Genomic DNA, 14,000 nt, shown 5'->3' with positions numbered 1-14,000 from the left:
GTGGCGAAAATCGGGGGCCCGGGGGCCGCCCGGCCCTTAGCCGGTCTCGGCGCTCAGGGCAACGGCGCGGAGTCGACGCCTTCGTCCATGCGCTCCTGCACGGGCTCGGGCACCACCTCGCCCCGGATCCGCGCCGCCCGGTCGCGCAGCGCCCCCGCGCGCGCCTCCAGCGCCGGGTCCGGACCGAGGGGCGCGCCCACCTGCGCCGCCCGGCTCCGCAGGCCCGCTGCCCGGGCCTCCAGCGCGGCCGCCTCTCCCTCCGGGTCGCCCCCCTCCGGCGCGGCGGCGAGGATCGGGCCCAGGGGGACGAGGTCGGGATAGGGCGCGGCGCGGTCGGCCGCGGTCAGCCGGCCCTCCAGGGGCGGCGGGGCGCAACCCGCGAGCAGAGCGACGAGGCATAGGGACCGGAGCATGACCCGCAGGCTATCCCGCCCGCCCCCCGGCGGAAAGCGCCTCTCCCTCTTCTGGGGAGAAATATCCCGGGGAGTCCGCGGCCCCGCCGCGGACGGGGCAGAGCCCCGACCCCGCCCGGGGGCCGCCGGAGGCGGTCGCCGGGCTGACCCGGCGCGGCCGTCAGGCCGCTCTTTTCGGGAACGGCTGGTCCCCGGCGCCGCGCCCCGCTAGGAGGCGGTCCATGGATGCCCCCGACGAGATCCTCGCGACGCTCCGCCCCGCGCCCGGCCGCTGGGCGCTGGCGCTCGCCGTGCTCTTCGGCCTGGGCGGGTTGCTGGTGCTGCTTGCCCTCACCGCGGCGCTGGGCGCGGGCGCGCGGGTGGCGATCCTCGCGATCGCGCTCCTGGTGCTGGTGCAGGGCGAGCGGGTGCGGCGGACAGGGTCGCAGGAGGTCCGCCTCACGCGGGAGGGGCTGACGGACGGTGTGGGCGCGCAGGTCGCGCCGCTGGAAAGGATCCGGTCGGTCGACCGCGGCCTCTTCGCCTTCAAGCCCTCGAACGGCTTCGCGGTCGTGCTGGACCGGCCGCTCGGCCGCGCGTGGACGCCGGGGCTCTGGTGGCGCGTCGGGCGGCGCGTGGGCGTCGGCGGGCTCGTCTCCTCGGGGGAGGCGCGGGCCCTGGCAGACCGGCTCGCGCTCCTGCTGGACGAGCGCGGGCCCCGCTAGCAGGCCGCGTCGTTCAGATCGCCCGTGCCCAGCACGTCGTAGCAGAGCCGAGAGGCATAGCGGGGCGAGATCGTGTTGAAGCTGTAGAAGTCGATCGGGTCCAGACCCACCTCGAAGGGCGGGGTGAAGGGCCGCCAGGCCTCGACCACGATGACCCGTTCGCGGTCGCTCATGATCGGCATCCGTCCGTCCAGCGCGCCGCCGCTGGCGAGATCGGCGTCCTGCAAGGCCGTCCCGCCGCCCCGCGTGGTCGACCAGACGACCTCGTAGGCCCCGGCGTCCGCGTCCCAGAGGACCGAGGAAAGCCGCAGCCGGACGTCCTCCGGGTCCTGCGTCATCAGCTCGTGCACCCGCAGCATCGAGTCGAGGTAGGGTCCGGTCACCAGCGAGGTCTGCCGGCTCAGCAGGTCGCCGATGGCAAAGGCCGACTTGTCGTTGAGCGAGACCACGCGGAAGGCGTCGAAATAGACGTAGGTCGCGATATAGGCCCAGATCAGCAGCGGAAAGACGATCACCGATTCCACCGAGATGCTGCCGCGCTCGTCGCGCCGCAGAGCCCGCAGGATATGCCGCGGCCCCCTCATGGCTCGATCACGAAGACCGAGGACGAGACCAGAGCGTAGTCGAGGTGCTCGTCCGCGAGCTTCACGCCCAGGCCGAAGTTGGGGAAGATCGGGTCGAAGAGCGCGCAGGCCCGCAGGAACATCAGGTCGTGTCCCGCGCCGCTGTCGTAGGTGCGGCTCACCTGGACCTCCTCGTCGTGATCCACGCAGTCGGGCACCTGCGGCGAGGCGAGGGTGCCCTGGGGGTTCATCCGGATCATCTCGACCTTCACCTGGTTCATGCAGTCCGGGATGATGGCCGCCCCCTCACAGATCATTTCGCGCAGCTCGTCGGCATCGACCGAGCCGCCGGCGCCGCCGAGCCGGACCGCGCGCACCGAGAGGTCGAGTCCGCGCTCCAGCATCATCTGCCGGATCAGCAGCAGCCCCGATTCCGCGCCGGAGGCCATGAGCAGCATGAAGGCCGGGAAGACGATGACGAATTCCACCGTCGCGTTGCCGCCCTCGCGCCGGCGGAACCGGCGCCATGTCCTGCCGAGACGCCGGATCATTGCAGCAGTCTCAGCTGTGTCAGGTGGCGGGCGATCTCCTCGAAGGTCTCGACCAGCTCGTTGTTCGCGGAGCGGTAGTAGTGCGAGTCGGTCGAGGCGCACTCCTGCATCAGGTCGACCTGGTCGTCGTTCAGGTCGAAGCCCACGGTGAAGACCGTGATCCCCTCGTCCTTCGCGGCCTGGCAGACGGCCCGGAGCCGGTCGTCCTTGGCCGAACGGGCGGGGGCGCGGAGCAGGTCGCCGTACCAGGCGTTGTAGTCGCTCTGGCGGCCGTGCTGCGCCCGGTGGTGAAAGTAGGCGTTGTAGCGGACCGAGACGCGGTCGAAGAGCTCGCCGTAGGTCAGCTGCCGCAGGTGGTTCCGGATCTCGCAGTCGACGTTGATCCACTCGTCGTCCGGCCGGAGCCATCCGCAGCCTTCGCCGTCATCGTCGTAGCCGTTGCCGTTGTCGTCGGCCGGCGTGCCCCAGGGCCACTCGTCGTCGTCGAACCAGGTGTTGCTCCAGCCGTAGGCCTTGCGGCGCGGGTTGAACCAGCGCCCCTCCGCGCGGACCCACATCTCGTTGCGCAGCTCGTCGAACCAGATGTCCGAGAGCGCAGTCATGTCGATTCCCTCGAGCCGGTACTCGTCGGTATTCACGCCGTCGGTCATCAGCACGATGATCTTGTCGACCTGGGTGTCGTCGAAGGAGGCGAGCGCCTGGACAACCCCGCCGATGTCGCCCTGGAAGGCCGCGAGCACCGCGTTCATGGCCGGGTCCAGAAGCGAGGCGCCCCACTTCATGCCGATGTCGATGGAGGTGTTCCCGTCCGCCTGCAGCGCGTCGATCCGGTCCTGGATCGTCTCCAGTCCGGTCAGGCCCGGTGCCGCCCGAGCCCAGTCGTGCGGATTGCAGACCAGCGTGCCGTCCGAGGAATCGGTGCCGTAGAGCGGCCCGTACATCGTCCAGGGGTCGAAATGCTGGGTCTGGGTCATGCTCTCGATGCCCAGCAGCGAGGTGAAGCCGTAGTCCGCCCCGGCCATCGTGGCGCAGCTCGAATAGCCGTGCTGGCGGGCGATGTTGCCGAAGAGGTCGAAGAGCGTCGTCGGCGCGGCGACCTGGGTGGAGTAGGGGACGAGGTTGACCGAGATCCGCTCCTCGCCCATCGCGCCGATCAGCGTCCCGGCGAACTGCTTGGCCGCGTCCCGAAGCTCGGCGATCTTGGTCCCCTGCATCGAGGCTGAGATGTCGAGCACGAGCGAGACCTCGATCTTGTTGACGGTCTCGCCGGCCATGCTCGCGGCGGGGGCGGGAAAGGACTCCAGCCCGACCATGTGCGAGAAGAACGGCAGGACATCGGCGCGGGCCCGGGCGCCCACCACGCGGCTGCCGCTGTCGTTGGAGACGGTGACCTCGACGAGGTGATCCGAAAGCCCGGCCTTGGCCACGTAGTCGCGCACGACCGCCTCGGGGTCGAGCTCCTGGTCGAGGTCGGCGGCGGCGAGGACGGCGCGGTCCAGCGTGCCCTGCAGCCGGGTGCGCGTCGTCTCGGTGCGCAGCAAATCCACCGCGAGGCCCGCGATGAGCAGCATCACGACGAAGATGAAGAGCGAGAAGATGATCATGCCCCCGTGCTCGTCGCGGCGCATCTGGCGCAGGCGGCGGACGGCATCGGCGACAGGGCCCCGGAGACGGGGTCGGGAGGCTGGCAGCGGCGGCATCGGGCACCTTTACTCTCGTGGATCCACACCCTGCCCGCCGCGCCGGGGGCGCGGTGCCCCCGGTGGAGGCGCGGTATCCGTGCCATGATTAGGTCACGGGAATGCGGCACATTGAGGGCGCAGTTTAGACAGAAATGCGCCACATTGTTTCCCGCGGACGCCCGTCCGGGCCGCGAAGGGCGCATGTGGGGCCCAGTGTCGACGTAGGGGAAACATCGCCCAGCCGGCCGGGCGGACCATGCCGCGCCGCCCGGAATATGTGCACTTTCCTCACGAATCGGGTCTAGGGTGCGGCCAGACGCAAAGAGGAGAAGAGCCCGATGTCCCAACCCCATCGCCCCGCCGGAGAACCGACCTTTCGCGAGAGCGTCGATATCATGTTCAACCGCGCGGTCTCGCTCATGGACCTCTCCCCGGGGATGGAAGAGAAGGTCCGCGTCTGCAACGCGACCTATACCGTGCGCTTCGGCGTGCGCCTGCGCGGCGCGATCCACACCTTCACCGGCTACCGCTCGGTGCATTCCGAACACATGGAGCCCGTCAAGGGCGGCATCCGCTACGCCATGAGCGTGAACCAGGACGAGGTCGAGGCGCTGGCAGCACTGATGACCTACAAGTGCGCACTGGTCGAGGCGCCCTTCGGCGGCTCCAAGGGCGGGCTCTGCATCGACCCGCGGCAGTGGGAGGAGGACGAGCTCGAGCGGATCACCCGCCGCTTCGCCTACGAACTGGCGAAGCGCGACCTGATCCACCCCGCCCAGAACGTGCCCGCGCCCGACATGGGCACCTCGGAGCGCGAGATGGCCTGGATTGCAGACCAGTACCGGCGGATGAACACCACCGACATCAACGCCAACGCCTGCGTCACCGGCAAGCCGGTCCACGCCGGCGGCATCAAGGGCCGGACCGAGGCGACCGGCCGGGGCGTGCAGTTCGCCCTGCGCGAGTTCTTCCGCCACCCGGAGGACGTGAAGAAGGCGAACCTCTCGGGCTCGCTCGACGGCAAGCGGGTGATCGTCCAGGGCCTCGGCAACGTGGGCTACCACGCGGCGAAGTTCCTGCAGGAGGAGGACGGCGCCCGGATCACCGGGATCATCGAGCACGACGGCGCGCTCTACTCCGAGACCGGCCTGCACGTCGAGCAGGTGAAGCAGTGGATCCTCAAGCACGGCGGGGTCTCGGGTTACCCGGACGCGAACCACCACGCCGACGGCGCCGAGGTGCTGGAGGCAGAGTGCGACATCCTCATTCCGGCGGCGCTCGAGGGGGTCATCAACCAGGACAACGCCGCCCGCATCAAGGCGCCGCTGATCATCGAGGCGGCGAACGGTCCGGTCACCGCCGGGGGCGACCAGATCCTGCGGGAGAAGGGCACCGTCATCATCCCCGACATGTACGCCAACGCCGGGGGCGTGACGGTGTCGTACTTCGAATGGGTCAAGAACCTCAGCCACATCCGCTTCGGCCGGATGCAGCGCCGGCAGGAGGAATCGCGGCACCAGCTGATCGTGACCGAGCTGGAGCGGCTCTCGGCCGACACCGGCATCGGCTGGCAGCTGACCCCGGACTTCAAGTCGCGCTACCTGCAGGGGGCGGGCGAGCTGGAGCTGGTGCGCTCGGGCCTCGACGACACCATGCGCGAGGCCTACCAGTCCATGTCCGAGGTCTGGCACGGCCGCGACGACGTCCACGACCTGCGCACCGCGGCCTACATCGTCGCGATCCAGCGGGTCGTGGCGAGCTACCAGGCCAAGGGGCTCTGACGCAGGGCCTCCTCCGCGCGGCGCGCGACGTCGGCCCCCTTCCCGGCGGCGATTGACCGCCGCAGGCCATTGCCACCGCCCCGCGAGGGGATAGGCTGGCCAGGAGAGGGGACCGGTCGATGGCCTATTCGGGATGGCGGATCATACGCGAGGCGCTCACCGGCAATGCCGGTTGGCGGCCCGTCTGGCGCGACCCGGAGCCGAAGTCCGAGTACGACATCGTCATCATCGGCGGCGGCGGGCACGGCCTCGCCACCGCCTACTACCTCGCGAAGGAGCACGGCGCGCGCAGCGTCGCGGTGCTGGAGAAGGGGTATCTCGGCGGCGGCAACGTGGGCCGGAACACGACCATCGTGCGCGCCAACTACTTCCTGCCGGGCAACTCGGAGTTCTATTCGCACTCGCTGAAGCTCTGGGAGGGGCTCGAGCAGGACCTGAACTACAACGTGATGCACTCGCAGCGCGGGCTCATCAACCTGTTCCACTCCGACGGCCAGCGCGACGCCTTCGCCCGGCGCGGCAACGCGATGATCAACCAGGGCGACGACGCGGTGCTGCTGGACCGCGAGGGCGTGCGGAAACACCTGCCCTACCTCGACTTCGAGCAGGGCCGCTTCCCGATCTACGGCGGGCTCTACCACCCGCGCGGCGGCACCGCCCGGCACGACGCGGTGGCCTGGGGCTATGCCCGCGCCGCCGACCGGCGGGGCGTGGACCTCGTGCAGAACTGCGAAGTCACGGGTATCGACGTGGAGGGCGGCCGCGTCACCGGCGTCCAGACCACGCGCGGCGCGATCAAGGCGAAGAAGGTTGGCATCGTGGTCGCCGGACGGTCCTCGCAGGTGGCCGAGATGGCGGGCCTGCGCCTGCCGATCGAGAGCCACGTCCTGCAGGCCTTCGTGACCGAGGGGCTCAAGCCCTGCATCGACCAGGTCGTGAGCTTCGGCATGGGCCACTTCTACATCAGCCAGTCCGACAAGGGCGGGCTGGTCTTCGGCGGCGACCTCGATTTCTACGCCTCCTACGCCGCGCGCGGGAACCTTCCGCGGGTCGAGCATGTCATGGAGGCCGCCATGACCCTCATGCCGATGATCGGGCAGGCCAAGGTCCTGCGCTCCTGGGGCGGGATCATGGACATGACGCCCGACGGCTCGCCGATCATCGACCGGACGCCCGTCGAGGGCCTCTACCTCGACGCCGGCTGGTGCTACGGCGGCTTCAAGGCGGTGCCCGGATCGGGCTTTGCCTTCGCCCACCTGATCGCGCAGGATCGGCCGCACGAGAGCGCCGCGCGGATGCGGCTGGACCGCTTCGCGACCGGCAGGGGCCTGATGGACGAGGAGGGCACGGGTGCCCAGCACAACCTTCACTGACCGCGAAGCGGACACAGACCGGAGATCGACATGAAACCGATTGCGCTTACCGCCCTTCTCGCCCTCACGCTCGCGGGCTGCGGGCAGGGGATGGACCGGGTCGCGACTCCCGCCACGACCGCAGCCGTGCCGGCCTCAGCCCCCGCCGCCGCCGATCCGGCGGCGCAGGCCCGGACCGTGGCCGCTCGGCTGAACGCCCGCGCCGACGTCCTGGCCGAGAGCGGGCTCCAGCTGCGCTCCGCCGTGGCCGAGGGCCAGCTCGTGACCGCGGAGTTCGGCCTGTCATTCCCCGGCGCCGATCTCTCCGAGGAGGATCGCGCCGAGGTCGGGCCGACCTTCACCAACGCCCTGCTCGAAGGCTTTTGCGCCGACGACAACGCGCGCACCTTCTTCGCCTCGGGCAACCGGCTGCGCGTGCGCTTCCTGGGCTCGGACGATGCGCTCGTCGGCGACGTGACCGTCGACAGTTGCGCCTGATGGGACGCCACGCCGTGCCTTCCACCCCCGCTCCGCTCACGAGGGTCTGACGCGCCCGAATGAGACTGCCCTGTCCTCACTGCGGTGAGCGCGATCTGCGCGAGTTCACCTACAAGGGTGCGGACCTGCCGCTGCCCGAGGGGCCGGACTGGGGGCCGGACTGGGAGGCCTACCTGCACCTGCGACGGAACCCGGCCGGGGAGACGCGGGATCTCTGGTATCACGGCCCCTGCGGCAGCTGGCTGAGCGTGACCCGGAACACGGCGACCCACGCGGTGGCGGAGTCCCGGCCCGCGCGGGAGCCCGGGTCGTGAGGCTCCCCGGTCGCGGCCTTCACGAGGGACCGCCGGCGGAGGTCTACTTCGACGGCAAGCCCTACGACGCGCGGACCGGCGAGACCCTGGCGGCGACGCTGCTGGCCAACGGCGTGCGCCTGATGGGCCGGTCCTTCAAGTACCACCGCCCCCGGGGCATCCTGACGGCCGGGTCCGAGGAGCCCAATGCGCTGGTTACCGTGGGCCGCCGGGGGCGGCAGCGCCCCAACGTGCGTGCCACGATGCAGGAGATCTGGGATGGCTTCCGGGCGCGCAGCCAGAACTCCTGGCCCGCCCTGTCGCGCGATCTCATGGCGGTCAACGATCTCGCCTGGCCACTGCTGGGCGCGGGGTTCTACTACAAGACCTTCATGTGGCCCCGCGGCTTCTGGGAGAGGGTCTACGAGCCGATGATCCGCCGGGCGGCAGGTCTCGGCCACCTCTCGGGAGAGCCGCCGGAGCAGGCCTCGGAGAAGGCCTTCGCCTTCTGCGACCTGCTGGTGATCGGGGCGGGTCCCGCCGGTCTCATGGCGGCGCTGACGGCGGGCCGGGCGGGCGCGCGGGTGATCCTGGCCGACGAGGAGGCCCGCATGGGCGGGCGGCTCCTGTCGGAGACCCACGAGATCGACGGGGGTCCGGGTCACGCCTGGGCAGACGGGGTGCTGGCAGAGCTCGCGGCGCTGCCCAACGTCCGGCTCATGCCGCGCACCACGGTGACCGGGGCCTACGACCAGGGGACCTACGGCGCGCTGGAGCGCGTCGGCCTGCACGCGGCGCCGCGCGCGGACCTGCCGCCGGAGTGCTTCTGGCGGATCGCGGCGCGGCGGGCGGTTCTCTGCGCGGGCGCGATAGAGCGGCCCGTGGCCTTCGCCGACAACGACCGGCCGGGGATCATGACGGCCTCGGCCGTGCGCACCTATCTCAACCGGTGGGGCGTCGCACCGGGACAGCGGGTCACGCTCTTCGCCAACAACGACGACGCGCACCGCACCGCCCGCGATCTCGCGGCGGCAGGGGTGACGGTCGCCGGGGTGGTCGACAGCCGGGACTCGGCGCCCGAGGGCGACTGGCCGGTCTATACCTCGGGCCGGGTCACCGGAACCCGGGGGCGGCTGGGGCTGCGCTCGGTTACCGTCACCCATGCCGGCGGCACGCGGGAGATCCCGACCGACTGCCTCGCCGTGTCGGGCGGCTGGAACCCCTCCGTTCACCTGACCTGCCACATGGGCGCGCGCCCGGTCTGGGACGAGGCGCGGCTGGCCTTCCTGCCGCCGGAGGGTGCGGTGCCGGGGCTCGCAGTCGCAGGCGCGGCGCGGGGGCGCTTCTCCACCCGGGCCTGCCTGGAAGACGGCGCCGCGGTGGCGGCGGAGGTGCTGGAGGCTCTGGGCTTCGACGCCACGCGGACCGAGCTGCCGGAGGCAGAGGACGATCCCTACCGCATCGCCGCGCTCTGGCATGTGCCGGGCAAGCGGCGCGCCTGGCTCGACATGCAGAACGACGTGACGGTCAAGGACGTGGCGGGGGCGGCCGCCGAGAACTTCCGCTCGGTCGAGCATATGAAGCGCTACACGACGCAGGGCATGGCCACCGACCAGGGCAAGACCTCGAACGTCGCGGCGCTCGCGGTGCTGGCCGACGCCACGGGGCGCAGCATTCCCGAGACCGGCACGACCACCTTCCGCCCGCCCTACACGCCGGTTTCCATCGCCGCGATGGGCGCGGGGGGCGAGCGGGAGGGCTTCGCGCCGGTGCGCCGGACGACCTCCGATGCCGCGGTGCGGTCGCGCGGCGCGCCCATGGTCGAGGCCGGGCTCTGGTACCGTGCGGCCTACTTCCCGAAGGCGGGCGAGAAGGCCTGGCGCGAAGCCTGCGACCGGGAAGTCGCCATGGTGCGCGGGTCGGTGGGGGTGGCCGACGTCTCGACGCTGGGCAAGATCGAAGTGCAGGGCCCGGACGCGGCGGCTTTCCTCGACTATGTCTACGCCAACCGCATGGGCAGCCTGAAACCCGGGCGGGTGCGCTACGGGATCATGCTGCGCGAGGACGGGCACGTCATGGACGACGGGACCGTGGCCTGCCTCGGTTCGGATCGGTACCTCGTGACGACCACCACCGCCGCAGCCGGTCTGGTGATGGCGCACATGGACTACGCCGCGCAGGTGCTGCGGCCGGAGATGGATGTGCGGCTGACCTCGGTCACCGAGCACTGGGCGCAGTTCGCGGTCGCGGGTCCCGAGGCGCGGGGGGTGGTGGCCTCGCTGCTCGACGAGGAGATGGATGCCGAGCGTTGGCCCTTCATGTCATGCGGTCCGGTCGGGATCGGGGGCGTGGACGGACGGCTCTTCCGGATCTCCTTCTCCGGCGAGCAGGGCTACGAGATTGCCGTGCCCGCGCGCTACGGCGCGTCGCTCTGGCGGCTGCTGCTGGCGCAGGCGGAGGGCTGGGGCGGCGGGCCCTACGGGATGGAGGCGCTCAACGTCCTGCGGATCGAGAAGGGTTTCCTCACCCATGCCGAAATCGACGGGCGGGTGACGGCCTTCGACCTGGGGATGCAGCGTATGCTCTCGAAGCCGGACTTCATCGGCCGCGCCGCCGCCATGCGGGAGGGGCTGCTTGACGAGGACCGTCCCCAGCTCGTGGGCCTGCGCCCGGTGGGGGCGGTGGCGGCCCTGCCGCCGGGCGCCTTCCTCTTTGCGCCCGACGCGGCTGCCGTGCGGGAGGCGGCGGAGGGGCATGTGACCTCTGCCGCCTATTCGCCCACGCTCGGGACGACGCTGGCGATGGGGTTCCTCGCGCGCGGGCGCTCGAGGCATGGGGAGACGGTGAAGCTGGTCGATCACCTGCGCGGTGTCGAGGTTCTCTGCGAGGTGGGGGATCCGGTGGCTTACGACCCCGAGGGGAAACTGGTCCGTGGTTAAGCTGTCGCCCCTCTCACCCTTCGCAGGGCTGCTGCCGCGCGAGGTGGGCTCGCTGCGGGTGACCGAGGTCGATCCGGGCCCGGTGCACTGGATCGCGCCCTACCGTTCGGGACTGGAGGGCACCGCGGAGGCGCTGGGCGCGGCGGGGTTCGACTGGCCGGCGCCGAACCGGTGGACCGGTGGTGCGTCGGGTCGGCTGGTCTCGGTCGGGCCGGGGCAGGCGTTCCTTGTCGGGGCCGTCCCGCCGGAGATCCCCGGGGCAGCCGTGACCGATGTCTCCGACGGCTGGGCAGTGGCGGCGCTGGAGGGGCCGACGGTGCGCGAGGTGCTGGCGCGGCTGGTACCGGTGGACCTCTCGGAACAGGCCTTCGGCGCCGATGCCACGGCGCGAACGCTCGTGGGCCACATGTCGGCGAGCGTAACGCGGGTGGGGGAGGGCTTCGAGGTGATGGTCTTCCGCTCCATGGCGGGGACCTTCGTCGAGGAGGTCGAGCGCGCGGCACGATCGGTGGCCGCCCGGGGGTAGGGCGCGAGTCGTTTGGCCTGGCGGTGCGTCCGGAGAACGCACCCCACGGCGTGGCGGTGTCTGGTGCGGCGGTGCGTTGGAAACGCACCCGACGCACGCGCCTCCGGCCCGGGTCGCCTCATGGGCGCCGGGCTGATGCGGCGGGGGCCGCGGATCGTCTCCGTATCGTATCTCTGGCGGGCGGGCCGTGGAGGGATGCCATCCCCCCCAAGGTCGGAGCGCGCAGGGACCTGCCCCGCGAGGGGGCCGGCAGCCACGAGAGTCTCCATATGGCACGACCGGCACAGCCGGCCGCGGGTCAACCGTGGGCCACCCTGCCAGAGGACGGTTAAGAGGCGGTGACCGGTGCGTACGCTGCGCTCAGTTCGCCCATCCCTGCTCGGCGAGATAGGCCATGACCGGCTCGCGCACCGACTGCTCACCGCGCGCGGCGGCGTCCTCGATGACTTCGCGGACCTCCCGGAGATTGCAGCGGCGCAGCATGTGCTTCACCGGCCCGATGGAGGCCGGGCGCATCGACAGCGTGCGGAAACCCATGGCGGCCAGGCAGAGGGCCTCGATCGGCCGGCCGGCGTCCTCCCCGCAGAAGGAGAGCGGCGTGCCATGCGCCTCGCACCGGTCGATGACCTGCTGCAGGAACCGCAGGAACGAGACGTTGAGCGTGTCGTAGCGCCGCCGGACCCGCTCGTTTTCGCGGTCGGCGGCGAAGAAGAACTGCTTGAGGTCGTTGCCGCCCACGGACAGGAAATCGACCTCGTCGTAGAAGATGTCCGGCGCATAGCCGAGCGAGGGGGTCTCCAGCATCGCGCCGACCTCGACCACCTCGGGCAGGGGATGGCCGAGGATCCTCTCGCGCTCCATCGCCTTGTCGAACTCGGCGCGGGCGTCGCGGAACTCGGCGAGCTGGGCGATGAAGGGGAACATCACCGTCAGCCGCCGGCCCGCGGCGGCGCGGATCAGGGCCTGCAGCTGCATCCGGAGGACGCCCGGCTTGTCGAGCCCGACCCGGATCGCCCGCCAACCGAGGGCCGGGTTCGGCTCCTCGTTGGGCTTCATGTAGGGAAGCACCTTGTCCGACCCGATGTCGAGCGTGCGGAAGGCGACGCGCTTGCCGCCCGCGGCGTCCATGACCCTCGAGTAGAGCGCCGAGAGCTCGGCCCGGCGGGGCATCTGGTTGCGGATCAGGAACTGCAGCTCGGTGCGGAAAAGGCCCACCCCCTCGGCGCCCGAGGAGGGCAGGGAGGGCAGGTCGGCCATGAGGCCTGCGTTCATCTGCAGCGAGATCCGCGTGCCGCAGAGCGCCTCGGCGGGTTCGTCCCGGATCGAGGCGTAACGCTCCTGCGCGCGGGCCTTCATGGCGATCTTGTCGCGGAAGGCATTCTGCACGCTGTCGTCGGGACGCAGATGCACCACGCCCTGTTCGCCGTCCACCAGGATCGGGTCGCCGTTCAGCGCCTCGGTCGTGATGCGGCTGGCGCGGATCACCAGCGGAATCGCCCAGGCGCGGGCGACGATTGCGGCGTGGCTGCCGACCGACCCCTCCTCCAGCACGATGCCGCGGATAGTCTTGCCGTATTCCAGCAACTCGCCGGGGCCGATGTTGCGGGCCACGAGGATCGGGTTTTCGGGCATCTCCGCCCCGGTGTCCCGGCCCTGTCCGGTGAGGATGCGCAGCAGGCGGTTCGAGAGGTCGTCGAGATCGTGCAGCCGGTCACGCAGGTAGGGGTCCTGCGCCTGGTTCATTCGGGTCCGGGCGAGCGACTGTTCTTTCTCGACGGCGGCCTCGGCGGTCAGGCCGTTGGCGATGTCGGCCTCCATCCGGCGCAGCCACGACCGGGAGTTCGCGAACATGCGGTAGGCCTCGAAGACCTGCTTCTGCTCAGCGTCGACCGCCATGCTGGACTCGAGCAGGTCGTCGACTGACACCCGCAGGCGCTCGATCGCCTCGGTCAGGCGCTCCAGCTCGCGGTCGGGGTCGTCGCTGACGGGGTTGGTGACGGTGACGCGGGGCTCGTGCAGGTAGACCCGGCCCTCGACCGCGCCCTCCTGGCCGACGACGCCGCGGAACAGCACCGGCTGCTGGTGGCGGGCCTCCATCGCGGCGCCCTCGCCGACGAAGGCGCCGAGCTCGGTCATCTCGGCCAGCACCATGGCCACGACCTCGAGGGCGTAGACCTCGTCGGCGGTGAACTTGCGCTGTTCCTTGGACTGCACGACGAGCACGCCCAGGGCCTCGCCGAGGCGCTGGATCGGCACGCCGCAGAAGGACGAGAACCGCTCCTCGCCGGTCTCCGGCATGTAGCGGAATCCGCGTTCCGCCGGGGCGTCGGGAGTGTTGATCAGCCGCTTGGACCGCGCGACGCGGCCGACGAGACCCTCGCCCAGGCGCATCCGCGTCTGGTGCACGGCCTCCTGCTCAAGGCCCTCGGTCGCGCAAAGCTCGAGCGTGTCGGGGTCACGGAACAGGTAGATCGAGCAGACCTCCGCCCCCATCGAGTGGGCGATCAGGTGCACGATCTTGTCGAGGCGCGCCTGGCCGGCGGCGTCCTCGGCCATCGTGTCCCGCAAACGTCCGAGAAGCTTGCGGCTTTCGCTTTCGAACTGGACCGCCATTCTGGCTCTCCCCGGTCGTCCGGGGACAAGCTATAGGCGAACGCCCCGGAGAAGGGAAACCGGGAAAGACATGCCGCGACGCGGG

12 protein-coding genes are annotated in these 14,000 nt (G+C 71.0%); 7 read left to right on the top strand and 5 right to left on the bottom strand.

The genetic code is table 11. The annotated features are described in order from the left end of the window. Positions 1 to 53 precede the first annotated feature (53 nt). Complete coding sequence (locus F3S47_RS03140) at positions 54 to 413, bottom strand: hypothetical protein (protein ID WP_150443746.1); 360 nt, start codon at positions 411 to 413, stop codon at positions 54 to 56. Positions 414 to 634: 221 nt separating this feature from the next. Here F3S47_RS03140 and F3S47_RS03135 point away from each other — a divergent pair, with 221 nt between their 5' ends. Next, on the top strand, positions 635 to 1,117 hold the full coding sequence (locus F3S47_RS03135) for a hypothetical protein (protein ID WP_150443745.1): 483 nt from the start codon (positions 635 to 637) through the stop codon (positions 1,115 to 1,117). On the opposite strand, the gene F3S47_RS03130 is transcribed toward F3S47_RS03135, so the two are convergent. Genes F3S47_RS03130 through F3S47_RS03120 form a run of 3 tightly spaced genes read right to left on the bottom strand, consistent with a single transcriptional unit; the run spans position 1,114 to position 3,931 of the window. Continuing rightward, positions 1,114 to 1,701, bottom strand: coding sequence for a TadE/TadG family type IV pilus assembly protein (locus F3S47_RS03130; protein ID WP_150443744.1), 588 nt, complete (start codon positions 1,699 to 1,701; stop codon positions 1,114 to 1,116). The two genes, F3S47_RS03135 and F3S47_RS03130, sit on opposite strands and share 4 nt — an antisense overlap. Continuing rightward, positions 1,698 to 2,231, bottom strand: coding sequence for a TadE/TadG family type IV pilus assembly protein (locus tag F3S47_RS03125; RefSeq protein ID WP_150443743.1), 534 nt, complete (start codon positions 2,229 to 2,231; stop codon positions 1,698 to 1,700). Before F3S47_RS03125 ends, F3S47_RS03130 begins: the two co-directional genes overlap by 4 nt. Further along, complete coding sequence (locus F3S47_RS03120; RefSeq protein ID WP_150443742.1) at positions 2,228 to 3,931, bottom strand: TadE/TadG family type IV pilus assembly protein; 1,704 nt, start codon at positions 3,929 to 3,931, stop codon at positions 2,228 to 2,230. The genes F3S47_RS03125 and F3S47_RS03120 overlap by 4 nt, the downstream gene beginning before the upstream one ends. Positions 3,932 to 4,251: 320 nt before the next feature. Between F3S47_RS03120 and F3S47_RS03115 the strand changes: the two genes are divergently transcribed. The 6 genes from F3S47_RS03115 (at position 4,252) to F3S47_RS03090 (ending at position 11,302) form a co-directional block, all read left to right on the top strand. After that, positions 4,252 to 5,694 (top strand): Glu/Leu/Phe/Val family dehydrogenase, encoded by a 1,443-nt coding sequence (locus F3S47_RS03115; protein ID WP_150443741.1) that lies wholly within the window; start codon positions 4,252 to 4,254, stop codon positions 5,692 to 5,694. A 119-nt stretch (positions 5,695 to 5,813) separates the two neighbouring features. After that, positions 5,814 to 7,067, top strand: coding sequence for a sarcosine oxidase subunit beta family protein (locus tag F3S47_RS03110; protein ID WP_150443740.1), 1,254 nt, complete (start codon positions 5,814 to 5,816; stop codon positions 7,065 to 7,067). Positions 7,068 to 7,097: 30 nt separating this feature from the next. Next, on the top strand, positions 7,098 to 7,544 hold the full coding sequence (locus F3S47_RS03105; protein WP_150443739.1) for a hypothetical protein: 447 nt from the start codon (positions 7,098 to 7,100) through the stop codon (positions 7,542 to 7,544). A 59-nt stretch (positions 7,545 to 7,603) separates the two neighbouring features. After that, positions 7,604 to 7,858, top strand: coding sequence for a sarcosine oxidase subunit delta (locus F3S47_RS03100; RefSeq protein ID WP_150443738.1), 255 nt, complete (start codon positions 7,604 to 7,606; stop codon positions 7,856 to 7,858). Beyond that, positions 7,855 to 10,776 (top strand): sarcosine oxidase subunit alpha family protein, encoded by a 2,922-nt coding sequence (locus tag F3S47_RS03095; protein WP_150443737.1) that lies wholly within the window; start codon positions 7,855 to 7,857, stop codon positions 10,774 to 10,776. Before F3S47_RS03100 ends, F3S47_RS03095 begins: the two co-directional genes overlap by 4 nt. Beyond that, complete coding sequence (locus F3S47_RS03090) at positions 10,769 to 11,302, top strand: sarcosine oxidase subunit gamma (RefSeq protein ID WP_150443736.1); 534 nt, start codon at positions 10,769 to 10,771, stop codon at positions 11,300 to 11,302. Before F3S47_RS03095 ends, F3S47_RS03090 begins: the two co-directional genes overlap by 8 nt. A 360-nt stretch (positions 11,303 to 11,662) precedes the next feature. Here F3S47_RS03090 and ptsP read toward each other — a convergent pair whose 3' ends face one another. Continuing rightward, positions 11,663 to 13,915: a phosphoenolpyruvate--protein phosphotransferase gene (ptsP, locus tag F3S47_RS03085; RefSeq protein ID WP_150443735.1), complete on the bottom strand. Its 2,253-nt coding sequence runs from the start codon at positions 13,913 to 13,915 to the stop codon at positions 11,663 to 11,665. Positions 13,916 to 14,000 lie beyond the last annotated feature (85 nt).

The sequence above is a fragment of the Histidinibacterium aquaticum genome, from assembly GCF_008710275.1.
GTDB classification, from domain to species: Bacteria; Pseudomonadota; Alphaproteobacteria; order Rhodobacterales; family Rhodobacteraceae; genus Oceanicola; species Oceanicola aquaticus.
The sequence above is the reverse complement of the archived record's forward strand: the minus strand, read 5'-3'. Positions and strand labels throughout refer to the sequence as shown.

Coding starts and splice junctions, on each gene's coding strand:
- F3S47_RS03135 (WP_150443745.1), top strand. CDS start 635: ATGGATGCCCCCGACGAGATCCTCGCGACGCTCCGCCCCGCGCCCGGC.
- F3S47_RS03120 (WP_150443742.1), bottom strand. CDS start 3,931: ATGCCGCCGCTGCCAGCCTCCCGACCCCGTCTCCGGGGCCCTGTCGCC.
- F3S47_RS03105 (WP_150443739.1), top strand. CDS start 7,098: ATGAAACCGATTGCGCTTACCGCCCTTCTCGCCCTCACGCTCGCGGGC.
- F3S47_RS03115 (WP_150443741.1), top strand. CDS start 4,252: ATGTCCCAACCCCATCGCCCCGCCGGAGAACCGACCTTTCGCGAGAGC.
- F3S47_RS03125 (WP_150443743.1), bottom strand. CDS start 2,231: ATGATCCGGCGTCTCGGCAGGACATGGCGCCGGTTCCGCCGGCGCGAG.
- F3S47_RS03100 (WP_150443738.1), top strand. CDS start 7,604: ATGAGACTGCCCTGTCCTCACTGCGGTGAGCGCGATCTGCGCGAGTTC.
- ptsP (WP_150443735.1), bottom strand. CDS start 13,915: ATGGCGGTCCAGTTCGAAAGCGAAAGCCGCAAGCTTCTCGGACGTTTG.
- F3S47_RS03110 (WP_150443740.1), top strand. CDS start 5,814: ATGGCCTATTCGGGATGGCGGATCATACGCGAGGCGCTCACCGGCAAT.
- F3S47_RS03140 (WP_150443746.1), bottom strand. CDS start 413: ATGCTCCGGTCCCTATGCCTCGTCGCTCTGCTCGCGGGTTGCGCCCCG.
- F3S47_RS03130 (WP_150443744.1), bottom strand. CDS start 1,701: ATGAGGGGGCCGCGGCATATCCTGCGGGCTCTGCGGCGCGACGAGCGC.